The sequence below is a fragment of the Nonomuraea sp. NPDC050202 genome (assembly GCF_040656115.1).
Taxonomy (GTDB): domain Bacteria; phylum Actinomycetota; class Actinomycetes; order Streptosporangiales; family Streptosporangiaceae; genus Nonomuraea.
Map to the genome: position 1 here is coordinate 1 of NZ_JBFALF010000072.1, position 23,415 is coordinate 23,415.

A 23,415-nucleotide genomic window follows, 5' to 3' on the forward strand; every position below is an offset into this window, starting at 1 on the left:
CCTCCACCGGCCGGCCGGTGGAGGCGGCCACCGACGGCGCCTGAGCTCCCCCCTTTGGAGGCCCTCCGGCGGCGCGCGCCACCGGCTGCCTGAGCATCGTCTTGGGCTCGGGATCGGTGAAATCGGTCAGGTAGATCTCGTGGTGCAGCCCGTTGCGCACCAGACCGTGCTCGGCCATGAATGCGTCCATCACGTCGAGCGACACCTTCTCCTCGCTGTAGGGCCCCTCGTGGAGCAACTCCACGCACTCGCCCTCGGTGAAGACGACCACCTGGACGCGGTCGACGGCCGCGCCGGACGCGCGCGCCTGCTCGCGCGCCGCCTCGACCGCCCCCGGCTCGGGCAGGTCAGGTAGCGGCAGCAGCAGATGCCACCGCCACTGATCGCGCGGCACTTCCAGCGGCGGCCGGGAGGTGTCCTCCACCCACCAACGGCCCTCGAGCGGGCCGGCCGGGCCGCCCATGACGGACGCCACGGCGTACAGGGCGGCGGTGGCCGAGACGTGCTCATTGCCGCCGGGCTCACCCATGCCGGTGACGTTGAGGCAGGTGACGGGGTCGCAGTGGACCAATTGTGGTGTCATAGCTCCTCCAGAGGAATCATCAAGTGGGTGATCAGCCGATCGGGCGGGGTGGTTGCCGGGTCGGACACGTACATCTCGCGGATCGGACCGTGGACGGGATGGCGACGCTCAGCGCACCAGGACAGCAGCGCATCCGCGGTCAGCCCGATCTGGCCGTACGGGCCGACGTGCGTGGCGCTGGCGAACCGGCCGCCTGTCAGCACGTCGAGCTCGGCCGCCGCCACCGGCTCCTCGCTGACCACAGCGACGGTGACAGCGACGGGCTCGCCGAGGTCGAGCGGGAACAGGCCGATGAGCTCGGGAACGGCGGCCGACGAGGCAGCCCGCAGCCTGGCGATGGCGGCCGAGGTGGCCCGGCCGACGTCTGCCGGGTCCGCCGCCGTCGCTGTGGCCACCGCCACGCGCCGCACTGGTTCTGTGACCACCGTAACGGGAGCGGATGGCAGGCCCTCCGTCATGACGCGCTCGAGCGCGGCCAGCGTCGATCGGCGCTGGGCCAGCTCGGCTTCCAGCCAATCGTGCACCCCTCCAGGACACCGGGCCTATCGGAAAGCACCTGCGCGATGACGGCGAGCGGGACGTCGAGCGAGCGCAGCAGCCCGATCGACAGCGCATCGCGCGCCTGCTCGTACCGGTAGTAGCGATATCCGGTGCTCGTCCACATACGCGGGCACCAGCAGTCCGAGCTTGTCGTAGTGCCGCAGCTGTTTGATGCTCAGCCGACCGAGCCTGGCGAACTGCCCGATCGGCAACAGCGCCTCGTCCATGCCCTCATCCTGGGGTCTCCCCATATGGGAGAGTCCAGCCGTGTGTCCTTGATCAAGGAACAAGGCCTTCGACGGCCTCTGGTCAGACCGATCAGTCCTGTCCGGCCTACCGCCTCGCTGCAGATCTTCCACACCCTGCGGAGGGCTGATCAACCTGTTCGCGCGATCTCCCGGCAGCTTGTCACTTCAGGGACTGGGGGCTGGCCAGCATGCGAACGAAAGTCTCGCCTTGCCGCCCGCGGTGCCCCGCTTGGCGTGGATGGTGGTTTCAACGCCGCTGGCCTGCAGAATCGTGCTGCTCAGAGGGGCGTCGAAGCCCCGTAGCAGTTCGATCTTGAGCCTGGCCCGCGCTGATGGATGGGTTCTACTTCGGGGCCCGTGCCAGTCGAGTTAACTGAGCGGCTGTCGGGCGATCGGCGCGCAGCACGCCCCGGTCTGCCCATGTCCGCCGCGTTGCCGCGCCCGACGACCGCGGCAAGGTCATCGTTGCACCGGTCGGCAACCTCGCCCAGCTCGACCAGGTCATGGCGGCCGCAGGGCAGAAGATCGGCGCGACCCTCGCCGGCCGTCCGGCCGAGCAACTCGACGCCCTCTTCGACTACTTCGAACGCGCCGCCGCGCCTACCAGGAGGCTGCTGATCTTCTACGGGCCGCCTACTGACCCTGTTCCGGAAAGAGGCAGCCTCGGCGACCGCCTTTTCACCCTCGGCGCCCGAGGGGTCAGGTGCGCTCTCGGCTGAGCGGCGAGATGATCGATCGGTCCGAGGCGCGTCTCACGGATCATGTCACTTGCTGTGGCGGATCGCCGCCCGTACAGCGGTGTAGATGACGACCCAGAGAACCGCCAGAGGGATGAGGATGACGAAGATGAGCTCATATATACCGATGTTGGGCATGCTTGTAACGTAAAGGGCCGTGATTGAAGGGCGCTTAACGATCACTTGCCCCGAACCCGCCGCACTTGCTGCGTGCCGCCTGGCTGATCACATCCGTCGGCGCGGCGAGTGGCCACGCTGACCCTGATCATGACCGGTCCGATGGGCGCCGACGCCGGCCCCGTTTGGGCGCGGGCGCCGGCCGGCCAAGACCCCGACCCCGCCGACCTGCCGCCGCCCGCGCCGCGCTTCCTGGACTTCCTCGCCCGCTCGGCGGCGATGCCCAGGACCACCCGCGAGGAGTTCGTCGCCGTGAACGTGGAGCTGTGGCGGATGCTGAACGGCGACGTCCTGCCCTTCGACGAGAGGGCCACGCGGCGCCTGTCCGAGGAAACTCTCGACGGCTCGGCTGACCCGGCGGCGGCGCTCAACCACGACCTGGCCGGGCGGGTGATGACAAGCGACCGACTCGTTTCCGCTGTCCTTGATCACCGCGCCCACGCTGGTCGTTCTCGGCACGGAGGACCCGCTGCGCCCGCTCCCGCATGGCGAGGCCGTGGCCGTCCAGATCCAGCACGCGCGCATGGAGGTGATTCCCGGCATGGGGGCATTCGTTCCTGTCACCGGGCCTTCCTCGCCGGATCGGCGAGCTCATCCTGGCGAATACCGAACGGCGCGCGGCCGAAATGAGTTGACGCGCCGAGGAGAAAAGCGCTGGTATTGCCCTCGCTCTGCAGGAGGGCGCACATCGACGAGTACGGGCCGGCTGACCTCCGACCACCCCACCCCAGATCCGCACCCACAGGTCCTGAGATCTCCAGCGACGCATGAAGCCGGTCTGCCGCTGGAGATCACGGTCGGTCACTACCGCACCCCTCAGCATCGAGAACCCGCGACAGTTGAATAGGCGAGCTCACCAGTACGTCGCTGGCATGAGAACGCCGCTGCCGATCTTCTCCTGCACTCGCTGCGTGAATCGCCGTTGATCAGCGGATACGATTCCGGGCACCTCTGCCCCGGCCCACACCTGGCCTGGTCAAATCGACGCCTCTCGGGCTGTACTTCACGGGCCGCAAACGCTACGGAGGCATGTCGTTCGAAGATGTGGTCGCCGAGCAGGTAGACCACGTTGAGCGTCCCGCCCGAGGGGAACTTTCTCGATGGGAAGACCCGACTATTGGGGAATTGCGCGGTCAGCAACCGGCGTACGAGGTCACCGCTGCGATCGTGTCCCGCATGGGCGAGTTGGTCGAGCGGGTGGATGAACGGGACCGCGTGCTGGGGGTCGTGGATCGCGCAGAGGCGGAGCGTCGGCGATGGATGCATCGGATCGCGACGACGATCTGTCGCGATCCGATGCGGCGGATCCTCGTGCTGCGCCGGGCGGAGCAGCACACACGCTTTCCCGGCCACTATGACGTGATGGTCGGCGGTGCCGTGGACGTGGGCGAGTCGTATGAGGACGCGGCAGCCCGCGAGCTGTCCGAGGAGCTGGGTGCCGACGTCCTGGTGCGTTTCATGTTCAAGTTCCTGTGCCGGGATGGGGTCAGCCCTGTCTGGTTCGGGGTGCACGAGGCCGTGATCACTGAGCCGTTGGTTCCGGATCCGTCCGAGATCGCTTGGCATGCCTGGCTCACAGAGCTCGAACTGCGGGAGGTCGTTGATCGATGGCCTTTCGTTCCCGGTGGGCGAGAGGCGTTGCGCCGATATTCGGTATCCGGGAACGAGGGCCGGCCGTCGGCTGGCTGATCGGGCGGCGTCACGGTCGGCTGACAGGTGGACGCCCGGACATCATCCCGTCCGATCCCCTATTCGCCGACTTGATCAACTTCCTTGAGGGCCGCTAGGGTTGGGCGCCTTTGTTCGGATCTGTTCGCTCGTTCTTCGAGGATGTTCCGTGCGCCGCTACCGTTTCGGCCCCATCGCCGCTGTTGTCGCCGCCCTCTACGTGGCCGCGGTCGCCGCGTGCGGCGTGATCGCGTGGACCACCGGCGACCCGTCGCTGCTGCGCGTGTTCGTCGGTGCGGGATGGGACACGGAGTTCGTGCCCTACACCTGGTGGGTGGAGCTGCTCCTGGTGGCGGCCGGGGCGTTGCAGGGGTGGGCGTACTGGCAGGTGCTGCGTGGGCGCACGGCCGGGCCGGCGGCGGTCAACGACCGGCCGGTCCGGCTGCTGCGGGTGGCGCTGTATCTCGCAATCGCCTGCACGCTGGTGTACCGGCTGCCGATCCCGTACGTGTGGTGGTCGGGGCTGCCCGGCGACCTGCTCGGGCTCGCCGTGATCTGGTTGTTCTTCGTGGTGCTCGCCGGCGTGTTGCCCAGGTGGCTGCGGGTGCTCGGGCTCGTGGCGGGGGTGGTGAACGCGTCCGTGGGGATCGCCACCACCGTCCTGTACGGCCTCGGCCAGTATGAGATCGGCGGCTACCTCACTCCGTACCAGCTGGGCAACGCCGTCTACCTGCTGTGGCTGGTGCCGGTCCTGGCCGGGCAGGCGAGAGATCCGCGATGGAGCCGGGGCACCGTGCGGATGGGCCTGGCCTGGGCGGTGTTGTCGCTGCTGTCGTCCGGCGGGCACTCCATCATCTCGGTCGGCGGCTGGGGCGTCGACTACGACCTGGTGCTCCTCATGGTCATGGCCACCCTGGGCGTGCTCGGGACGGTGTGGCAGGCCCGTTCCGCCCACGAGCTGGGCAGCCCGCCCGTGCCGTCCCCTGCTCCGGTGGCCGGCGTCGCGCCGGCGCGGGCGTGGCCGCTCGCCGCCGTGGCCGTGGCGCTGCCGCTGATCCCCGCGGCCGTGAACCTCGCCGGTGGGATGCCCGTGTGGACCGGCCCGCGAGGCCTGGTCGACGACCTGTTCCACGGGTACGTGGGCTACCCCGCGACCGTGTCATGGGTCGTCGTGGACATGCTCGTCGGCGTCGGCGCCCCGGCCGTGCTGATCCTCGTCGCGGTCATCCGCAGGACCAGGACCCTGCTCAGGGTGACGATGTCGGCCCTGGTCCTCGCCGCCGCGGCAGGGGTCGTCAGCGCGCTCACCACGGAGCGCGAGCCGGACTGGCAGATCATCCCCGAGATGACCGAGCAGCGGCTGGCCCTGTACCCGGACGGCCTGTTCACCCCCACCGGGAACGGCGAGATCCCCTTCGGCCTCTCGCCGCTGTGGTACAGCACCGCCCTGGCCGCCTCCGCCGTCCTGCTGTTCCTGCTGTACGCCGCCCCGCCCGCCGCCCGCCTGCGGCACCACCTCCTGGTCACGGCACTGGCCACCGCCGTCGCCCTGTGCCTGCTACCGGCCGCCGACCAGTCACGCGGCCCCGTCACCACGGCCCAGGACTGCTCGCCGCGCGAGCCCTGGGACACCGACGGCGAACCGGTGGAGCCCGTGCCGCCCACCGGCCCCCGCGCCTTCATCTGCGCGGTACGCGAGCAGAAGGCGCTGGCGTTCGCCGACACCACCCCCGACCAGGTGCTGCTCGGCCACGGCCGTCGCCTGTGCGGCGCCTACACCCGCAACGACCCCCGCGAGCTGGCCCGGCTGCGTGAGGCAGAGGGGGTGAGCGTCCGCGATCTGAGCGGGGTGCTCGCCGGGATCTGCCCCGCCGCGAACGCGACGGTCACCGCGCAGGCGGCGGCCCAGGACCGGGAGTTCGAGGAGTTCGAGGCCGAAGAGCGGCGCAAGTGCGACGCCACCCCGCGCCACCGCCCCCTCATCCCGCCCGCCAGGGCGCAGCGCCTGGCCGAGCCGGAGTGGCCCGAGGTGGGGCTGGAGCTGTACGACGAAGCGCCCTCCGACGGCAAGGGGACGAGCGCCGGCCCTGTGGAGGTCGCTCCGGGTCACGTGGCGATCAGGACCGATTCCGACTACCACGTATGCGTCACGCTCGAGACGTACACGCGCCGCCCGCCCGTCGAGACCAAGGGGTGGGACCACGTCGTCGAGGTGGGCTTCGACAACCGCAGCGGCGAGATGCGGTTCATGGACGGGCTGAGCGGCACCGAACTGCCCGACGTGTCGCTCAACGGCCGCAAGGGGCACTATCGCATCCGGGTGCACATGGCCTGGTTCCCCTGGAAGGACGAGGGGGACGGCACCCAGCGGCTGCTCATCATGGCGTACCCGGGGCGAGGGGACAAGACGGTCGTCTACCGCAAGCCCAACAAGGACCGCTGACCCGGAACAGCGGCCGCGATCCCCTCGCGGCTGCTGTCCCCCTCGGATCAGGAGCGCGGGCGGAGGCCGAGGTTGATCGAGGCCGGCAGGGTCTCGGGTGGCATGGGCGGGCAGGCCGGCGGGTGTGGCCAACTGGGCCTGCCGTAGCTGGTCGACCGCCTATGCCGGGCCGAGGAGGAAGGTGCCGGCGGGGCCGGGGCGGCCGGGCCCTCGCTGATGACGCCGTCACCGTTGCGATCGGCCGCGTGGGCGAGGGCGCTCGCGACCTTGCCCGGGCCCTGGTCGTACCAGGAGTCGGCGGCGTCCATGCCGCCGCGGACGGCGTCCGCGGACTCCTTCGTGTCGATCGCCTGCCCGACCTGCGTCTCCAACTGCCGCCACCACACCCGCAGGGCCTCGGCCAGCACCTGCTCGCGGTCGGCGTCACACTGCGGCCGGTCGGCGGCCGCCCTGCCGATGGACTCGAAGGAGGATCCACACCTTTGGTGGAACGGCTCCCGCGACAGGCCTCTCCGGCCCCCCGCCTCCCCGAACAAAGCCTGGACCCGAACTCTGGCCGCACTCCGGTCCCGTACCGTCCCCGGCTTGACCCGGCTCACCGGCGCCGATAGAGGAGCTGATGTCAGGCTGCCCGGTATGTCTAACTAAGCCTTGATGGGTGCGGCCGTCCTGGCGGCCTGCTCGATCTTCGCGCAGTACGCTGCACGGGCTTCCTCGTCGATCTGCCTCTCGTGTTCGGCGCGCAACCCGGTCCGGCCGTCGAGGCTCTCGCGCAGGATATCGGCGTGCCCGGCATGCCGGATGGACTCGCCGAGGACATGGACCATGACGGCGAACAGGTTCGTGTCGGCATAGGGCTCCGGCCACCACGGCACGTGGCCAGGGGCGTCGAGGGGAAGCTCGTTGATCGTCGCGTCCGAGTGTTCCCACGTGCGCCGGTAGAACTCGATGATCTGATCGCGGGTCTCGTCCTCGGTCGCCCACAGATCGCTGCCGTTGGAGTCCTGCCACCGGGGCAGCGGTTGCGGGGAAGGGCGGTCGAAGACCTCGCCGAAGTACCTGGCCTCGACGGTGGCCACGTGTTTGACCAGGCCGAGGAGGTTGGTCCCGGTCGCTGTCAAAGGTCGGCGGGCGTCGTATTCGGACAAGCCGTCGAGTTTCCAGAGCAGCACCTTGCGGTCCCGCCGCAGTCTCCCGTGCAGGTTGTCTTTCGCGAATGCATCGATCATGCGGCATGAGCCTGCCATGGGCTGCTCATGGTCTCAAGTTCCCGTACGCGGTCCGCAACGACTGGCAGAGCCGAGGCCTGGCCATGGCCGCCGTTGCTCACACTCACGGACGGCACTGCCTCGGGGCGATCCGCACGGCGGTCGCCTACCTCATGCCCGACCACCACGCCATCTCGCAGGAGGACACCCCCGCTCCGGAGCTGCCGGTCGCCCTCCACATGCCGGGCAAGGTCGCGGACCAGCGTTGACCGCTGTACCGATGTTCCCCGAGGCCGGCCTCCCTGCAACGGGCGTGCCTCGTGTCGCTGTGCCATGCCCAGCCCGCTTGATGTGTCCGCGGGCGGATGTACAGCATTGCGTTTGTCGACACATCATTGCAAGTACGCTCATTCGTCTTGCATTCATTCTCATACCCATTGCAAGTTTCATAGCCACTTACCTGCATAGACAGGAGACTTTTTCGGATTTGTGTTGCGAATCGCGTGAATGCAAGCTAGCTTTTTGCCTGCACCGAATGAGTACTATCGCGACTGAGGCGATCAGCGTCGCGCTGATGTCTCTCGCCTGGAAGGAATCGGCATGCCCACATCTCTCCCCTCAACGGCAGGGCTGCTCATCACCGCCGTGGCGGTGGCAGAAGCCGCGACGACGGTCCCCGCGGCAGCTGCCGCCACGGCGGAAGCCCCCGCCCACGCCCAGGTCCAGAAAGCGCTCGACCAGGCCGTAGCCGACGGCGGTGTGCCCGGCATGGTCGCCAAGGTTCGCGACCGTCGTGGGCGGTGGTTCGGCTCGGCGGGGGTGGCCGACACCCGGACCGGCCGCAAGCGTCAGCCGAACGAGCGGTTCCGCGTCGGCAGCGCCGCCAAGCCGTTCACGGCCACCGTGGTCCTGCAACTGGCGGCCGAAGGGAAGCTGAGCCTCGACGACAGCGTGGAGAAGTGGCTGCCCGGCCTGGTCAAGGGCAACGGCAACGACGGCGGCACCATCACCATCAGGCACCTGCTCAACCACACCAGCGGGATCTTCAACTACGGCAACGACCCGGAGGAGTTCGCCAAGTTCTCCGGCCCCGCGTGGCTCGAGCACCGCTACGACACCTACACGCCCGAGCAGCTCGTGAAGATCGGCCTGCGCAATCCGCGCCCCTTCGAGACACCGGGTGACGGGTTCGTGTACACCAACACCGGCTACATCCTCGCCGGGATGATCGTCGAGAAGGTGACCGGCAGGACGCTCGCCGGCGAGATCCAGCGGCGGATCGTCCGTCCGCTGGGCCTGACCGGGACGTACCTGCCGGGCAGGGAAACGAAGATCCGCGGCCCTCATCCCCGGCACTACTCGACGTTGTTCGCCGCCGAAACCGACGCCAAGGTCTACGACGTGACCGACCAGAGCGCCACCACAGGGTGGGCGGCCGGTGGCGTGGTCTCCACAGCCGGCGATCTCAACCGATTCGCCGGCGCGCTGCTGCGCGGCAAGCTTCTCCCTCCCGCCCAGCAGCGGGAGATGTTCACCATGGTCAAGACCGGGATCAAGATGCCGGACGGCACCTGGAAGGACACCTGGATCCCTGACACCACGTACGGTGCCGGCGTCTTCTCGTGGGAGCTGTCGTGCGGTGTGAAGGTCTGGGGCATCGGCGGCGCCATCACCGGCGGGTTCTCCTTCGCGATGGGCACCCGGGACGCCACGCGCATGCTCTCCACCAACATGAACATCGACAAGTACGGCCAGGTCAACTCGGTCGACATGGTCAAGTCTGTGTTCGAGGGCGAGTTCTGCCCATCCGGTTCCCAGCCGCGAAACAAGTGACGATCAGCGAGAATCGGGAGCGCTGCGTCGGTCTGCTCACGTGTGCCCGTGGGGCGCGATCACCACCGTCTCCGACGATGTTTGATCTGGGCACCAAGGAGGGCCGGCTCGTGTTCGCGGTCCTGGCGGCGGCCGCCGAATACGAGCTGGAGCTTCGCGGCGGGCGCCGCCGGCACGGCGCTGAGTGGCACCCGTTCATGACGTCGTCGCCGGCTGCGCCGCAACCATCAACATCCCAGCAGGTCAGCACCGTTGCGGCGCCCGTGGAGCGGCGCTCAGCAGTGCGTGAGGACAGTCACATGGCCGGCTTCAGGTATCCGGCGGCGGCCAGCCCCGCGAAGGCGACGTCGATGTCGGTCATCTGCCCGCTGAGCACGTGCTGGATGAACGCGCCGACCGGCATCAGCACGGTCTCGATGAACTCGGCGTCATCCAGCCTCGGCTCAGCGACTTTCCGGCACCCGCGGGCCAGGACCGCGTGGCGGCGATGCGAGGCGTACGACGACAGAAAGGTCTGCATGACCACCTCGAGTGTCGCAGCTTCGTAGCCGGTCTCCTCCAGCAGTTCCCGAGCCGCCGCGACCTCGACCGGCTCATCGCCGTCAGCGTTTCCGCCCGGCAACTCCAGCAATACCCGTCCAGGCCCCGGCCGGTACTGGCGGGCCAGCACCACCTGCTCGTCCTCGGTCACGGCGACGATCGCGACGGTCGCGCCGCCCACGAGGATGTCCGAGACCAGCCCGCTCCCCCACCGGTGAAGGCCCACAAGGTCTCCGTGCAGATGGTCTTCTCATCTACCGGAGACCTCCTCTTCGGTCGATCTACAGCACCTCGAGCGGCTGCCACTCGACGCACTTCTGAACCACGCCCTAACCCCTGATATAAGAAGGTGCATGATCGCCGAACCTTCCCACGTTGGCCCCTACCGTTTGGAGGGGCTGCTGGGCGAAGGCGGGCAAGGCGCGGTCTACCTCGGCGTCGACCCGTCGGGCGGCCGGGTCGCGATCAAGCTCCTGCACGCCAGGCTGGCCCACGACGTCGGCAACCGCCGCCGCTTCCTGCGCGAGGTGGAGGCGGCCCGCCGGGTCGGGCCGTTCGGCACCGCCCAGATCCTGGACGTCGACGTCCAGGGCAACCAGCCCTACATCGTCAGCGAGTACATCCCCGGCGAATCGCTCCAGCAGCTGATCGCCCGCGAGGGGCCGCGCTCCGCCGGCGGCACGCGCCGCCTGATGCTCGCCACAGCGGCGGCGCTGAAGGCCATCCACGAGGCCGGGATCGTGCACCGCGACTTCAAGCCGAGCAACGTGCTGCTGGGGCCGGACGGGCCGCGCGTCATCGACTTCGGCATCTCCCGCGCGCTGGAGGGGACGGCCACGCAGTCCAGCGCCGTGGTCGGTACGCCGCCGTACATGTCGCCCGAGCAACTGCGCGGCGCGGCTGTGGGGCCGGAGTCGGACGTGTTCTCCTGGGCGGTCACCATGGTGTTCGCCGCGACCGGGCGTCCGGCGTTCGGCCAGGACAGCATGCCGGCGGTGTTCAACCGCATCCTCAACCACGAGCCCGACCTGGCCGGCGTCCCGCCGGAGTTACGCGAGGTGCTGGGCGCGTGCCTGGCCAAGGAGCCGCACCACCGGCCGGACGCGGGCGGGCTGGTGCGGCTCATCGTCGGCGAGGAAGCGCCGCCCAGGCCGCGGGCCGTGACACGGGTCCGGGAGCCTGACCCGGACGGCGAGCGGCCCTGGGGCCTGGCCTTCGCGGCGCAGATCATCACGACCCTGGCAGCCGCGGTGGTCTTCCTGATCGCCGCGGAGCTTGACTCCCGGCAGTGGCCGGCCATTCCCGTTCCCGGGACGGACGGCCTGCCGTTCTGGCCCGCGGTCCTGACCGGCCTGGCCGCGGGCGGCGCGATCGCGCTGGCGCTGCGCCTGCTGGCGAGACGGAGCTGAGCATGGACTTCCCCTCGATGCTCGCCGTCCTCTTCGCCGTCGCAGTGGTGGCTGTCACTGCCCGGATCATCGTCGTCCGGGGCCGTACCTTCCTGGCGCGGCACCGCCTCCTGCTGGCGGTGACGCTGCTGCCGTTGCAGCCGGTGCTCGGCGTGGGCGTCGGTGTGCTGCTGATCACCCAGTGGGACCACGTCGACGGCAACGGCCTGGTCTTCGGCGTCATCGCCTACCTCGCCGGGCTGATCGCCTTCGGCATCGTCACCGGCGTGCAGGAGCTGTGCCGGGCCCGGCACCGCTGACGGCCGGGCCCGAGCGACTGCGGCCCTGTCAGGGACGTCACGCGACCTGGCTTCGCGCTTCGCCGCCGTTCTGCGCGCAGCACGGCCGGTTCCCGTGGCCCCGCGCGACGCGGAGGTCATCTGGTCAGTGCGGATCTGCCCCCGGTTGAGCCCCGGGCAGACCACGCTGCGCGCCTCCCGCATCCCCACTACCGGCGCAGCCTGATCGCGCTGCTGGGGACGCCGCAGTTCAGGAGCAACAACGCCGCCTACCAGCCGGTGATCACGGTGGCGGCTTCTGCGAGCGAAGGACCGGGGCCAGGGCCCGCGTGTCCGGGTGGAGGGCTCGGGCGCACAGCGTGAGCGTTTCCGCGAGTGTCGTGCGGTCCGGGACGTCGATGTCGGCGAGCATGACGGCTTCGATGCTGTCGAGGGACCGGTCGCATCGCCGGAGGGTGTCCAGGCCTTTCGGGGTGAGGCGGGTGCGCAGGGCGCGTCCCCCACGGGGATGCGGGTCACGGCGGATCAGGCCGCGTTGTTCGAGATCGCGGATGACCAGGTTCATCGCCTGCGGGGTGACGAAGGCGATGCGGGCCAGGTCGGCCGACGATGGGGCGTCGCGCAGGCGCAGCTCGCTGAGCGCCATGTATTCGGTGGTCGTCATGCCGTGCCGGGCGAGCGCTTCATCCAGGCAGGCGCGGATGCGGCGTTCCAGCCGGAACACCAGGTAGCTCACATGGGGCGGCGGTGCGTCCGGCGCAGCGGCCGCGGGGACACCCGGATCTGTCACCAGGAGACGATATCGCGCCCCGCCGGAATGGGCCCCGATGTAAGTTTCACACCGTTATCAAGGACCTTGATAACAAGCTACTTGATAACCAGGGGAAACAGCTCTCTGCCAGGTGAACGGGCGGACATGCGCACCAGGCCTGCATTGACGGCGCATTGTGGCCCTTCTATTTTCCAGCGACCGACGTCAATCCGCGGCGGACCGATCCGCGGCGCGCCGCGGATATGGAGAGGAGGAGCGCGAATGACACGATGGACCACGGTGCTGGCTGGTGCCTGCGCCGCGGCGCTCTTTGCCGTCATGACCGTGGCACTCGGATCGCCGGCCGTCGCCGCCACCCTGGTGGAGGTGACCAGCTTCGGCAACAACCCGGGCAACATGCGGATGCACGTCTATGTGCCGGACTCGCGCCCGGCCTCGCCGGCGATCGTGGTCGCGATGCACGGCTGCGGCGGCTCCGGTCCCGGTTTCTACCAGGGCAGTGAGTTCGCCTCGCTGGCGGATCGACATGGCTTCATCGTCATCTACCCGAGCGCCACCCAGTCGGCGGGGTTCGGCAACTGCTTCGACACCTGGTCGGACGCGGCCAAGCGGCGTGGCGGCGGCAGCGATCCGGTCTCGATCACCTCAATGATCGACTATGTCGAGCGGACCTATCAGGGAGACCCGAACCGGGTCTACGCCACTGGAAGCTCCTCCGGCGGCATGATGACCCAGCACATGCTCGCCGTCTACCCGGACGTGTTCAAGGCAGGGGCCTCCTTCATGGGGGTGCCCTTCAACTGCTTCGCCGGCGCCTCCGACTACCCGCCCGGAAGCAGCAGGTGCACCGGCGGGAGCATGGACCGGACACCCCAGCAGTGGGGCGATGCGGTCCGTCAGGCGTATCCGGGGTATTCCGGCCCCCGCCCGCGCATGCAGCTGTGGCACGGCACCAGCGACACCCTCGTGCCCTACTCGCTGCTGCGGGAGTCGATCGAGCAGTGGACCAATGTGTTCGGGCTGAGCCAGACCCCGACCAGCACCGACACCCCGCAGGCGAACTGGAACCGCAGCCGGTATGCCGATCAGTCCGGCACCGTGCAGGTGGAGGCGTACAGCGTCCAAGGCGCCGGGCATGCCCTTCCGCAGAGCGGTATGGCCCTCTACGCCATCGAGTTCTTCGGCTTGACCACCAGTGCGACCGACACCACGCCGCCGACCATGCCCGGCACCCCGGTCGCGTCCAACGTGACCGCCACCAGCGCCACGCTGACCTGGACGGCCTCCACCGACGACACCGGTGTGACCGGCTATGACATCCTGCGCGCTCCCGGCGCGACGGGCGGCACGTTCACCCGGGCCGGCACCTCGGCCACGACCTCGTTCACCGGCACGGGCCTGACTGCGAACACCACCTACCGCTACCAGGTCCGGGCGCGCGATGCCGCCGGTAACGTCTCACCGGTCTCCGGCACCGTCCAGATCACCACTCAGGCAGGCACGACCGGTGCCTGCTCGGCCACCCCGACCGTGCAGTCCCGATGGGGGAACGGGTACGTGATCCAGCCGCTGACCATCACCAACACCAGCACCTCGACGATCACCAGCTGGACCGTCACCTTCACCCTGCCGGCCGGGCACACCCTGACCGGCTCGTGGAACGCCACCGTCACCACCAGCGGCCAGACCGTCACGGCCAGAAGTGCCGGCCACAACGGCACGCTCGCGCCGGGAGCCAGCACCACCGGCTTCGGCTTCCAGGCGAGCAGGCCCAACGGCGACACCGCCCTGCCGTCCGGCTACACCTGCGCCTGACCGTCAGCGCGCTTCCCTGATCACGGCCCCGTCATCGACAGGTGGGACCGGGCCGTGATCAAGGGCTCCGCGCCGCGCTGGAACAAAGCGTCGCCCTCGCGGCAGACACCGACCCGGCTCGGCCGGCGGGCCCGCGCAAGGTCTACCAGGTGTACTCCACCCCGCATCACAGCCGCCAAGGCTCCTGGAGCCGCCCCGTTCGGGGGCGGGCGCTCAGATGCTTGTTGACGTAGGCGTCGGCCGGCCCTGCCGGAACTTCGGGCCCGAAGATGCACGGCGTGCTCGCAGCGCAGCAGCCACCACAGCCGGCCGGAGTCTGTCCGTGCAGCGGCATGGCCCGGCCCACATCCCCCACCGCACGGAAGGCACTGCCGCGGCCTTGTACGGTGAACACGTGAAGATCGACCGGCTTGACCACCTCGTCCTGACCGTCGCCGACCTCCAGGCGACGATCGCCTTCTACACCCAGGTGCTGGGGATGGAGGCGGTGACGTTCGGCGCGGGACGTCGCGCGCTCAGGTTCGGCCACAGCAAGATCAACCTGCACGAGGCCGGGCACGAGTTCGACCCCAAGGCGGCCCGTCCTGCACCTGGCAGCGCCGACCTGTGCCTGATCGTCGCCGACCCGATGGAGACGATCGTCGCCGAGCTGGCCGCGCACGGCACCGAGATCGAGGAGGGGCCGGTGGAACGCGCCGGGGCGACCGGAACGATCCTCAGCGTCTACGTCCGCGACCCGGACGGCAACCTCATCGAACTCAGCACCTACGACCGCTGAGTCTTCCGTAGGTATCCGGGCCACGGGTGGGCTAGAACGCCGCAAAGCGCGGGGATGCGCCGCCGACGCCAGGGACGCGAGCACCGGAGGCGCACTTGCCGGCCGGGCGGGAACTCGCACCGTCTCCAGAACGCCCGGAATTGAGGATCTCCGGCGAGTGAGTGCCACGGGCAGCGGTGTCCCGCGCTGCCCGTGGCCGGTTTCCTGATCTGTGCGGTGTCAGTCCTCGTAGGCGCAGATCGCGTAGACCACGAGGTTCCAGTACCTGCTGTCGGACACCACCTCCGCCGCCTTGGCCTCGACCTTCTCACGGGTCGGGACCAGATAGTCGAGGGTGATGTCGGTGATCGGGATGGAGCCGATCTCGTCCTGGACGGCGAACCCGGTCCCCAGGACCACCTGCCTGTCACCGGCGCCGCCGCAGGCCACGTCGAGCTCCTTGCTGGGCAGGGTGGAGACCGGGCTGTTCACGGTGGAGTCGCTGTAGATCCACAGCCCCGGTGGCGGGTCTTCCGCGCATATCGCGAACATCTCGAGCGTCCAGGACGGTGCTGTCGAGGAGGAGATCCACGTCGCGTGGCCGTGAACCGCGTTGAGCTGCGGCTTGATGTAGTCGACGACGGCGTTGCCGCCCGCTCCGTCCAGCCGGTAGCCGTTGCCGAGCAGAAACTCACCGGGGTCGCAGGTGACGGTCAGGGGAAGCAGCCCGTTGCGCGGGGCGGTCCGGCTGACGATCCTGGTCGCCTCGTCCGGGTCGCCGCAGACGGCCCACACGCGGATCATCCAGGCGGACGAGGTGCCCGCTCCGGTCTCGATCCCGAACGCGCTGACCGTGTACGTCGTCGGTACCACCTCGTCGATGACGACGTCGCCGCTCGGGCCCATGATCTCGGCCCCCGTGCCGAGCACGCGTGTGCCCGAAGGGCAGGTGACATCGGCGCCCTTGTTGCCGGAGGTGTTGCCGCTCGTGTCGAACACGACGTCGTAGTCGGGAATGTTGGCGGATGAGGCACTGGCCGGCACCGTCACGATGACGGACAGTGCGAGAACCAGCGAGATGACGGTGACCCAGGTTCGTCTTGTGGCGATAGGCAAGAGAGCCTTCTCTGAGTAGTGGACGCGTGAGGACTCCCCGATCTTCGGGGATCACGGTTCCCTGTCCTTGCAGAGTCGCCCCGCCGCCTCGCGCGGTCTGCGCACCATTGCCGGTCGGCCCGGTGCCCTTCGGCATTGTGTCCCCATGGCCTCCTGTGCAGCCCTGGCGCTCGGTGGCCGCCGGTCAGAACGGACCGCACCGCCACCAGCCCACGCTCTCGCACCGCGAGACGGTGGTTCTTCAAGCGCGGAGGGCGTCGATGAGGGCGTCGACGGCGGCGAGCGCGGCGGTCGTGTCGAGCCCTGCGCGGGAGACCAAGGAAAGACCCTGGACGGTGAACAGCAGGAGCTGGGCCTGGGCCTCGGGGGTGGCGGTCTGGGTGACCTCGCCGTCGGCCTGCGCGCGCCGCAGGGCGTCGGCGACGATCCGGGTGAAGCGGGCGTGCGAGCGGGCCACGATGTCGCGGGCCTCGGCATCCTGCGGGACCAGTTCGGCGGTGGTGTTGCCGATCATGCATCCTTGCGGACCGCCGGCGTCGGAGGTGTGCTCCTGCGTCCGGGCCGGGGTGGCGAGCACCTCGCGCAGCGCCGGAAGCACCGGCCCGGACTCCAGTGCCGCGACGAGCTGGCGCTCGTAGGTGTCCCAGTACAACTGGACCGCCGCCAGGTAGAAATTCCGTTTGTCGCCGAAGGCGCCGTACAGGCTGCCCCGATCCAGGGCCAGCGCGTCGACGAGGTCCTGGACGGAGGTCGCCCCGTAGCCGCGGGACCAGAACAGCAGCAGGGCCTGCTCGAGGGCCTGGTCCTTGTCGAATGCGCGGGGGCGTCCTGTCCGTGCCATTTCCCCAGGTTACGACTTTTTGACCGCTTGCACAAAATGCCCTACGGTGAGGGCCGACCGACTTATTGAACGACCACACGGAAGTCCTCCGGCGCGCGAGCGTACCGGAGGACGAGAGGCAGGACCCCCATGGCCTTTCACGGCAAGACGGCGCTGATCACCGGATCGGGCGCCATCGGCGGCCTCGGGCACGCGACAGCGAGGATCCTCGCCGCCGGCGGCGCCAACGTGATCATCACCGGCACCGACCCGGACCGCGGCGCCCAGGTCGTGGACGACGTGCGAGCCGGCGCGGCCGGCACCGTGCGCTTCATCCCCGCCGACCTGGCCGACCCGCAGGCCGTGCAGCAGCTGGCCGAGGACGCCGGGGCAGTGGACATCCTCGTCAACAACGCGGGCGTCGTCCCGTTCAGCCCGACCGCCGATCAGGACCTCGCCGCCTACGACGCCGCCTTCGCGGTCAACGTGCGCGCACCGTTCATCCTGGTCGCCCAGCTCGCACCGAAGATGGCCGCCGCCGGGGGCGGCAGCATCGTCAACGTCAGCTCCACCGCGGCCGCCCTGGGCATGCCGCCGATGGCGGTCTACGGCGCCACCAAGGCGGCGCTGGAGTCCCTGACCCGCACCTGGGCAGCCGAGTTCGCCGCCTCCAACGTGCGCGTCAACGCCGTGGCACCCGGCCCGATGACCACCTCCAAGGTGGTGGCGGCCATGGGACCGGACCTCGGCGGCATGGGCCTGACGACCGCGCTGAAGCGCACCGCCGCCCCGGCCGAGGTCGCCCAGGTCATCGCCTTCCTCGCCGGCGACCAGGCCGGCTACGTCACCGGCGCGGTCGTGGCCGCCGACGGAGGCCGCACCGCCATCTGACCAGGGGCGCGCTCCGGCCCCTCTGCACAACCACCGTTACCAGAACCACGCACTCGGGCGCGAGTGAGGAGATCAAGGTCAATGGGTCGTCTTGCGGGAAAGCACGCACTGATCACAGGCGGGACAAGCGGCATCGGGTTCGAGACCGCCCGCGAGTTCCTCGCCGAAGGAGCGGCCGTCGCGATCACCGGCCGTACGCGCGAACGTCTGGAGGAGGCCACCCGGCAGCTGGGCGGCCGGGTGCTGCCCGTGCTGTCCGACGCCGGCGACGTGCCCGGCCAGGCAGCGCTCGCGGCGCGGCTGCGGCAGGAGTGGCCGAAGCTCGACATCGTGATGAGCAACGCCGCCGACGTCACCCACCTGCCGATCGAGCAATGGACCGAGGAGGCATTCGACCGGCTCGTCGCCACCAACCTCAAGGGGCCGTTCTTCCTGATCAAGGCCCTGCTGCCGCTGTTGTCCCGGCAGGCGTCCGTCATCCTCGTCGGCTCCGTCTCCGCCTTCATCGGGCACGAGAACGCGGCGGTCTACGGCGCCGCCAAGGCCGGCCTGCTGTCCCTGTCGCGCGGGCTGACCTACGAACTGAAGGAGCGGGGCGTCCGCGTCAACGGGCTGAGCCCGGGGCCGACCCTCACGGACACGTTCGCCTCACTCGGCCCCGAGCGGCAAGCCGCCCTGTACGACGAGCTGCGGCGGACCGTACCCCTGCATCGCATCGGCACCGCCACCGAGCTGGCGAAGGCGGCTGTCTACCTGGCCTCCGACGAGTCCGCCTACACCGCCGGCACCGTCCTGCGCGTCGATGGCGGCATCGGAGAACTCGCCTACTGACCTCGACTCGTCAGCGGTCCTGCCCACCCTCTCGGTCGTGTGGATCGGCGAGATGTTTCGTAGCGTCGCCTACGAAACAGCCGCCCGGCCGGAAGTGCTGCAGGCCTCCTCGCCCGCTGGTGGACTCGGTTGCCGACATCGCCGGGCTGCGTTCCAGGCGACGCGACGGCGGCGAGGCGCCCGCCGCCGACGTCTGCAAGATCTACGCCGAGTCCTTGCAGGCGGCTGGCCACCTGACCGAGGTCCAGAAGCAGGCCCCTCGGGTCTCGGCCGCGCCGGCCGGCTGAGGCTCAGGAGCTCCTGGACGCGGGCCGCCACACGAGGGCGCGCCGCGAGCCGTCGGGGGCCTCGGCCCACCCCGTGATTTCGCCCTGCGCGTTGACGGCATTGGCCATCGTGGCGGTGCCGGTCGCCGGGTCGGGCAGCAGGGGCGGCGCCGCGCCGGGGCCGGCCCAGAAAGCCGCGTGGCCGGCGGCGCCGGCCGCCGTGCAGGTGTGCGTGCCGGCGATCACGTCATCGTCGTTGACGGCCTTGGGCGCGGCCAGGCCACCGGCGTCGGGCAGGCGCCGCATGCCCTCTTCGGCGCTCCAGATGTAGCCGCCGGCGAGCACGCCGTCCGCGCCGAGCGCCGACTGGCCGACGATGTGGCCATCGCCGTTGATCCCCTCAGCCTGGCTCCATTGGCCGCCCAGCGTGCCGAGCTCGGTGATGACACCGTCCTCGAGAAAGGCCCGGTGGGTCCGTTGGCTCGCCCGGCCAGGCGGTTCGAGACGGCGATGGGTGCTGGCGATCTGCCCGACCGGGTTGACGGCCGCCGCATAGCTGCCGGAGACGGCGGCGAGGTCGGTCCTGACGCCGTCCTTGATGCGGAACGCCTGGTAGCGGGCTGTGCCGTTGGGCAGCACGTACCGATATTCACCCAAACCGCCCTCCGCACATACCGCGGTGGTTCGGCCAGAGCCTGTAGCAAGGCTCCGTTTATGGGGGGCGTACGGGCGAAGCCCGTGCAGTTAAGGGTGAAAAATAAACATCAATACAATCCGGGCGCCTTTACAAAGTAAGTCTGCTCGAGAGCGAAAATTCGGTGTCGAGAAGCGGAGACGGCCACCGCGGTGTTCGCCGACGGGTCAGGTCCTATCGGTCGGCCGGCGACGCCATCATCACCGTCCGTAACCTGGTCCGCCGAGCCTGGCACACTCACCGCTGGGACACCCGACCCCATCGACGCCGACGACCGTCACCTATCCGCGCGACCGCTCAGCTGAGGATCATCGAGACTCGGCGAACGGTACCCCCGATGCTCAGGCCGGGATCCAGTTGCCGTGGAAGCCGGCCGGGACGCGGACCGGGACATGCACCTCGGCCAGCGGCGGCGCAGCCAGATCGGCGGCGTCCAGGATGGCCAGATAGCTGCGGTCGGTGGCCCGGTCGTGGGCGAAGGTCATCAGGTAGCCGTCGTTCTCCCCGGCCGCGCCCGCCGCCACGAACACCGCCTCGCCGCAGGTGTGCCCGGCCGGGAAGCGGTGCACCGCCCGTCCACCGCCGTCGGCCAGGTCGTAGGCGTAGATCTCCGACCGTTCCGGTTCGGCCTCCAGGGCGAAGCTGGTGGTGTAGCCGTAGCGGTGCGGCAGCCCGATCGTGCTGTCGGCGACACGCGGGTACTCGCTGGGCGCGTCGTCGACGGGAGCCTCCGCGACCGTGCCCACGCGCGGGTCCAGGGTCCAGCGGTGCAACGTGGGCAGGCCGCCGCCGACGTCCTCCGGGCCACCGCGCCACAGCGACGGCACCCGGGTGCCGATGACCGTGATCGTGCCGGTGACAGGGTCCTCGAAGGCATTCATGGTGTGCCAGACGTAGCACGGCGCGATGTCGAACCAGCGTACGGGCGCGTCGTCGCCGGCCGTACGCGGCAGGACGCCGAACCTGGCCTGATGGGCGTCGTCCCAGCGCCATGGCGGTGCACCGGCGGCGGCCTGGGCCGCGTCGAAGACGACCGGCAGGTCCAGGAAGATCACGTGATCGCGGGTGACGGCGAAGTCGTGCATCATCGTCGCCCGCGGCACGTCGATCACGCGCGTCTGCACCACCTTCCCCGCAGCGTCAGCGCGGTAGTACGTCAGGTACGGCGGGCGCAGCCGATAGCCGAAGAACAGCAGCTCACCGGTGATGGGGCAGGTCTTCGGGTGCGCGGTCATCGGCGTCTGCAGCGCCCCGTCGAAGGTGTACGCCCCGATGGTGGCCAGGTCGGGCGTCACCTCGTACGGAAAGCCGCCCTCCTCCAGCGCGAACAGCCTGCCCGCATGCGCGATCACATGCGTGTTGGCTGTGGTCACCCGGTAGTCGATCCGGCCCGTGCCGGGATCGAAGGCGAGGGCGAACCGGGACTCGCCGGGGTGCTCGTACAGCGGCGTGCGGACGTACCGGTTGCGGTACCAGCGTGCCCGGCCGCCGTCCAGCGCGATCGTGTGGATCATGCCGTCGCCCGCGAACAAGTGGGGCGACCAGCCGGTGCGCGGGTTGGGCCCGTTACGGAAGAACTGGCCCGACAGCTCAGCGGGAATCTCGCCCGTCACCTTGGTGGGCTCCAGCGTCACCTCCTCCGCGACCGGCGCGTTGTTGCCCGCGAGATGCAGCGGGACGGTCTCGGCCATGGTGGATCTCCTGTCGTCGTGCTCGGGGGACGCCGACAACCATGCGCGGGGAAATCCGCGAAGAACAGTCTTGTTCTGCCGGACGCCGTCAGCCGCCCGGCGTACGCGCAGGCCAGAGCGGTGCGAGAATCTTCGGCGGCAGGCGCGGACGGAGGCCCCGACGAGACCGGCGCGGGCGCCCGGCTCACGAGCCGTGCCCGGCCCAGGCGGGCGATCAGGCGCGACAGCGCGCTGGCATGGTGAGCGGACGAACGCCTGGCATGACGCCTTCACCCGCCCGGCCCGCTGTCACGAACGACGAGCGCAGCTCGCGGAGGCCTTCTTCGACCTCACCGACGCCATCATCACCGTCCGTGACCTGATCCGCCGAGCCTGGCACACTCACCGCTGGGACCCCCGACCCCATCGACGCCGACACAGGAGATCCAGGTACGCCGCTGTCGTTTTCGTTCAAGACGGCGACCGCGACCGTGCTCTACCGTGGACCCGGCAGCTCGCCCGCGCAAAAGGAGACAGCACAGTGCGTAACTTGGTCTACACCGGTTTCATGTCGCTCGACGGCGTCGTGGACTCGCCCGGCGGCGGGCCGGGAGAGGAACACCGCAGCGGCGGGTGGGTGTTCAAGGACCTCGAGTTCGTCCCCGAAGCCTGGTCGCTGAAGGGTGAGGAGCTCAGCGACACGACGGCGCTGATGTTCGGCCGCCGCAGCTACGAGGCGTTCGCGACAACGTGGCCCGGCTCGGAGGACCACGCCGACTACAAGGAGCTGCCCAAGTATGTGGTGTCGACCACGCTGTCTGACGACGCCATCGTCGACGGATGGGGGCCGACCACGATCCTGCGCTCGACCGAGGACGTCGCCGCGCTCAAGGAGGACGAGGGCGGCGCGATCTTCATCCACGGGAGCGCGGAGCTGGCTCGGCGGCTGTCGGACGCGGGTCTGATCGACCAGTACAACCTGCTCCTCTTTCCCGTGCTGCTCGGTGCCGGGAAGAGCCTGTTCGGCCGGGCCGACCGGGACAAGCACATGCTGACGTTGCGGGAATCGGAGAGCTACTCCAACGGGATCCTGAAGCTGGTCTACGACGTCAGGCGCTGATCCAGGTCGAGGGCGATCGCGCCGCCGGCGCCCTCACGCAGTTGCCTGACGGTGCGTCCGACGTAGGAGCGCAATGCGCGGGCCAGGTGCGGCTCGTCGCAGTAGTCGAGCTTGGCGACGACGTCGGTGGCCGGGTCGCCGGCAGCCAGCAGCTGCGCCGCCGTGCGGGCACGCTCGATCTGCCGGACGGTGCCCTGCGTCAGTCCGGTCGCGGCGCGGAACCGGCGTTCGACCGTGCGCCCCGAGACTGCCGGGCGGTGACCCCGCAGCACCTCGACGAGGAGCATGTCACGGACCACGATGCCGGCCCGGACGAGACGTTCGACCAGAGCCTCGGCGTCGTCGGGGCCGGGCCTGTCCCAGCGCGTGCCGTCCAGCCGGAACGTCCGGCGCGTGGTGCCGGGGAGTTCGATGCCGCCGTCGACCAGCGCCGGCGTGGGCACGGCCCGCAACGAGGTGCCCACGGCGAACTCGATGCCGGTGAAGGTCGCGCCCTCCGGGACCGGCGCCGTGCCGGTCCGGGACTCTGGACCGGTGATGCCCGCGTAGGCCCGGCCAGCCTGTTCCCAGAACACCAGGCCGCAACGCACCCCCGCGACGGACGTCATTGCGGTGACCTGCTCGCTCGTGCATGTCCACACGGTGTCGATCCATGCCGAGTCCGACCCGCGCGTCTTGAACCGCAGTCCCACGGGCGAAGGATACGTCGCTTCACGTTCTCCGTGGCTCGCCCGGCTATCCGGCGTTGCGCTACAGCAAGCTGTGCGGGCTACGCTGAACCGAGCTTCGACCTCAACCGCGCGATCCAACCAAGCGGACGCGATCGCAGGCCGATGCGGCCGTAGAGGTCCTGCCTTGTCGCGGGGCACGGATGGAGGCTAGGGATCCACCGATCGGTGGATCCCTAGTGCTGTGACCGGAAATGATCACCGGGTTGGCGTGCAGGGTGGCCCTGCCGATTGGATGGGCTGATCACGTTCGATCAGCGCTCGGGAGGCC

At 69.6% G+C, this 23,415-nt stretch carries 26 protein-coding genes and 2 pseudogenes; 15 read left to right on the plus strand and 13 right to left on the minus strand.

Annotation, left to right across the window (positions count from 1 at the left end; all coding sequences use genetic code 11):
- From AB0I79_RS61165 to AB0I79_RS61180, 4 genes and pseudogenes are all read right to left on the minus strand, one after another.
- On the minus strand, positions 1–583 hold a 583-nt coding region (locus tag AB0I79_RS61165; RefSeq protein WP_357895239.1), incomplete at its 3' end, for a GyrI-like domain-containing protein.
- Positions 580–1,041: a GyrI-like domain-containing protein gene (locus AB0I79_RS61170; RefSeq protein ID WP_357895302.1), complete on the minus strand. Its 462-nt coding sequence runs from the start codon at positions 1,039–1,041 to the stop codon at positions 580–582. The genes AB0I79_RS61165 and AB0I79_RS61170, both read right to left, overlap by 4 nt.
- Complete coding sequence (locus AB0I79_RS61175) at positions 1,038–1,247, minus strand: hypothetical protein (protein WP_357895308.1); 210 nt, start codon at positions 1,245–1,247, stop codon at positions 1,038–1,040. Before AB0I79_RS61175 ends, AB0I79_RS61170 begins: the two co-directional genes overlap by 4 nt.
- Positions 1,248–1,284: 37 nt before the next feature.
- Positions 1,285–1,374: pseudogene (locus AB0I79_RS61180) on the minus strand (hypothetical protein); the annotation flags it as partial.
- Between the two features lie 500 nt (positions 1,375–1,874).
- Here AB0I79_RS61180 and AB0I79_RS61185 point away from each other — a divergent pair.
- From AB0I79_RS61185 to AB0I79_RS61200, 4 genes are all read left to right on the plus strand, one after another.
- Entirely contained in the window at positions 1,875–2,090 is a 216-nt protein-coding gene (locus AB0I79_RS61185; RefSeq protein ID WP_357895242.1) for a hypothetical protein, read from the plus strand.
- Between the two features lie 264 nt (positions 2,091–2,354).
- Positions 2,355–2,915 (plus strand): hypothetical protein, encoded by a 561-nt coding sequence (locus AB0I79_RS61190; protein WP_357895245.1) that lies wholly within the window; start codon positions 2,355–2,357, stop codon positions 2,913–2,915.
- A gap of 399 nt (positions 2,916–3,314) precedes the next feature.
- Positions 3,315–3,974 carry an NUDIX domain-containing protein gene (locus tag AB0I79_RS61195; protein ID WP_357895248.1) on the plus strand — a complete coding sequence of 220 codons (660 nt, stop codon included), beginning with the start codon at positions 3,315–3,317 and terminating at the stop codon, positions 3,972–3,974.
- A 148-nt stretch (positions 3,975–4,122) separates the two neighbouring features.
- The gene (locus AB0I79_RS61200) at positions 4,123–6,396 is read left to right on the plus strand and encodes a hypothetical protein (RefSeq protein ID WP_357895250.1); all 2,274 of its coding nucleotides are present in this window, start codon (positions 4,123–4,125) and stop codon (positions 6,394–6,396) included.
- Positions 6,397–6,443: 47 nt separating this feature from the next.
- Here AB0I79_RS61200 and AB0I79_RS61205 read toward each other — a convergent pair whose 3' ends face one another.
- Positions 6,444–6,932 (minus strand): hypothetical protein, encoded by a 489-nt coding sequence (locus AB0I79_RS61205; RefSeq protein ID WP_357895252.1) that lies wholly within the window; start codon positions 6,930–6,932, stop codon positions 6,444–6,446.
- A gap of 108 nt (positions 6,933–7,040) precedes the next feature.
- Positions 7,041–7,643 carry a DinB family protein gene (locus AB0I79_RS61210; RefSeq protein WP_357895255.1) on the minus strand — a complete coding sequence of 201 codons (603 nt, stop codon included), beginning with the start codon at positions 7,641–7,643 and terminating at the stop codon, positions 7,041–7,043.
- Here AB0I79_RS61210 and AB0I79_RS61215 point away from each other — a divergent pair.
- Complete coding sequence (locus tag AB0I79_RS61215; RefSeq protein WP_357895257.1) at positions 7,631–7,873, plus strand: hypothetical protein; 243 nt, start codon at positions 7,631–7,633, stop codon at positions 7,871–7,873. The two genes, AB0I79_RS61210 and AB0I79_RS61215, sit on opposite strands and share 13 nt — an antisense overlap.
- A gap of 331 nt (positions 7,874–8,204) precedes the next feature.
- The gene (locus tag AB0I79_RS61220) at positions 8,205–9,437 is read left to right on the plus strand and encodes a serine hydrolase domain-containing protein (RefSeq protein ID WP_357895260.1); all 1,233 of its coding nucleotides are present in this window, start codon (positions 8,205–8,207) and stop codon (positions 9,435–9,437) included.
- A gap of 295 nt (positions 9,438–9,732) precedes the next feature.
- Here the strand turns inward: AB0I79_RS61220 and AB0I79_RS61225 are convergent, their stop codons facing one another.
- On the minus strand, positions 9,733–10,158 hold the full coding sequence (locus tag AB0I79_RS61225; RefSeq protein WP_357895262.1) for an NUDIX hydrolase: 426 nt from the start codon (positions 10,156–10,158) through the stop codon (positions 9,733–9,735).
- A gap of 172 nt (positions 10,159–10,330) precedes the next feature.
- Here AB0I79_RS61225 and AB0I79_RS61230 point away from each other — a divergent pair, with 172 nt between their 5' ends.
- Positions 10,331–11,386: a serine/threonine-protein kinase gene (locus AB0I79_RS61230; RefSeq protein WP_357895264.1), complete on the plus strand. Its 1,056-nt coding sequence runs from the start codon at positions 10,331–10,333 to the stop codon at positions 11,384–11,386.
- Positions 11,387–11,388: 2 nt separating this feature from the next.
- Positions 11,389–11,685, plus strand: coding sequence for a hypothetical protein (locus AB0I79_RS61235; RefSeq protein ID WP_357895267.1), 297 nt, complete (start codon positions 11,389–11,391; stop codon positions 11,683–11,685).
- Positions 11,686–11,947: 262 nt separating this feature from the next.
- Here AB0I79_RS61235 and AB0I79_RS61240 read toward each other — a convergent pair whose 3' ends face one another.
- On the minus strand, positions 11,948–12,400 hold the full coding sequence (locus AB0I79_RS61240) for a MarR family transcriptional regulator (RefSeq protein ID WP_357895270.1): 453 nt from the start codon (positions 12,398–12,400) through the stop codon (positions 11,948–11,950).
- 297 nt (positions 12,401–12,697) lie between these two features.
- Here AB0I79_RS61240 and AB0I79_RS61245 point away from each other — a divergent pair, with 297 nt between their 5' ends.
- Both AB0I79_RS61245 and AB0I79_RS61250 read left to right on the plus strand, forming a co-directional pair.
- Complete coding sequence (locus AB0I79_RS61245) at positions 12,698–14,251, plus strand: PHB depolymerase family esterase (protein ID WP_357895273.1); 1,554 nt, start codon at positions 12,698–12,700, stop codon at positions 14,249–14,251.
- A 394-nt stretch (positions 14,252–14,645) separates the two neighbouring features.
- Positions 14,646–15,029, plus strand: coding sequence for a VOC family protein (locus tag AB0I79_RS61250; RefSeq protein WP_357895276.1), 384 nt, complete (start codon positions 14,646–14,648; stop codon positions 15,027–15,029).
- Between the two features lie 219 nt (positions 15,030–15,248).
- On the opposite strand, the gene AB0I79_RS61255 is transcribed toward AB0I79_RS61250, so the two are convergent.
- Both AB0I79_RS61255 and AB0I79_RS61260 read right to left on the minus strand, forming a co-directional pair.
- Complete coding sequence (locus AB0I79_RS61255) at positions 15,249–16,124, minus strand: hypothetical protein (RefSeq protein ID WP_357895279.1); 876 nt, start codon at positions 16,122–16,124, stop codon at positions 15,249–15,251.
- 241 nt (positions 16,125–16,365) lie between these two features.
- Entirely contained in the window at positions 16,366–16,965 is a 600-nt protein-coding gene (locus AB0I79_RS61260) for a TetR/AcrR family transcriptional regulator (RefSeq protein ID WP_357895282.1), read from the minus strand.
- A gap of 129 nt (positions 16,966–17,094) precedes the next feature.
- On the opposite strand from AB0I79_RS61260, the gene AB0I79_RS61265 reads away from it, so the two are divergent.
- The 3 genes from AB0I79_RS61265 (at position 17,095) to AB0I79_RS61275 (ending at position 18,953) form a co-directional block, all read left to right on the plus strand.
- Entirely contained in the window at positions 17,095–17,835 is a 741-nt protein-coding gene (locus AB0I79_RS61265) for an SDR family oxidoreductase (RefSeq protein ID WP_357895285.1), read from the plus strand.
- A gap of 81 nt (positions 17,836–17,916) precedes the next feature.
- The gene (locus tag AB0I79_RS61270) at positions 17,917–18,666 is read left to right on the plus strand and encodes an SDR family oxidoreductase (protein ID WP_357895287.1); all 750 of its coding nucleotides are present in this window, start codon (positions 17,917–17,919) and stop codon (positions 18,664–18,666) included.
- A 119-nt stretch (positions 18,667–18,785) separates the two neighbouring features.
- Positions 18,786–18,953, plus strand: coding sequence for a hypothetical protein (locus AB0I79_RS61275; RefSeq protein ID WP_357895289.1), 168 nt, complete (start codon positions 18,786–18,788; stop codon positions 18,951–18,953).
- Between the two features lie 3 nt (positions 18,954–18,956).
- Here the strand turns inward: AB0I79_RS61275 and AB0I79_RS61280 are convergent, their stop codons facing one another.
- Both AB0I79_RS61280 and AB0I79_RS61285 read right to left on the minus strand, forming a co-directional pair.
- Positions 18,957–19,589, minus strand: coding sequence for a hypothetical protein (locus AB0I79_RS61280; protein WP_357895292.1), 633 nt, complete (start codon positions 19,587–19,589; stop codon positions 18,957–18,959).
- Between the two features lie 378 nt (positions 19,590–19,967).
- On the minus strand, positions 19,968–21,317 hold the full coding sequence (locus AB0I79_RS61285; protein ID WP_357895295.1) for a carotenoid oxygenase family protein: 1,350 nt from the start codon (positions 21,315–21,317) through the stop codon (positions 19,968–19,970).
- Positions 21,318–21,537: 220 nt separating this feature from the next.
- Here AB0I79_RS61285 and AB0I79_RS61290 point away from each other — a divergent pair.
- Positions 21,538–21,729, plus strand: a pseudogene (locus tag AB0I79_RS61290) (IS5/IS1182 family transposase); the annotation flags it as partial.
- 108 nt (positions 21,730–21,837) lie between these two features.
- On the plus strand, positions 21,838–22,416 hold the full coding sequence (locus AB0I79_RS61295; RefSeq protein WP_357895305.1) for a dihydrofolate reductase family protein: 579 nt from the start codon (positions 21,838–21,840) through the stop codon (positions 22,414–22,416).
- On the opposite strand, the gene AB0I79_RS61300 is transcribed toward AB0I79_RS61295, so the two are convergent.
- Positions 22,398–23,108: a helix-turn-helix domain-containing protein gene (locus tag AB0I79_RS61300; RefSeq protein ID WP_357895299.1), complete on the minus strand. Its 711-nt coding sequence runs from the start codon at positions 23,106–23,108 to the stop codon at positions 22,398–22,400. The genes AB0I79_RS61295 and AB0I79_RS61300 overlap by 19 nt on opposite strands.
- Positions 23,109–23,415: the final 307 nt, after the last annotated feature.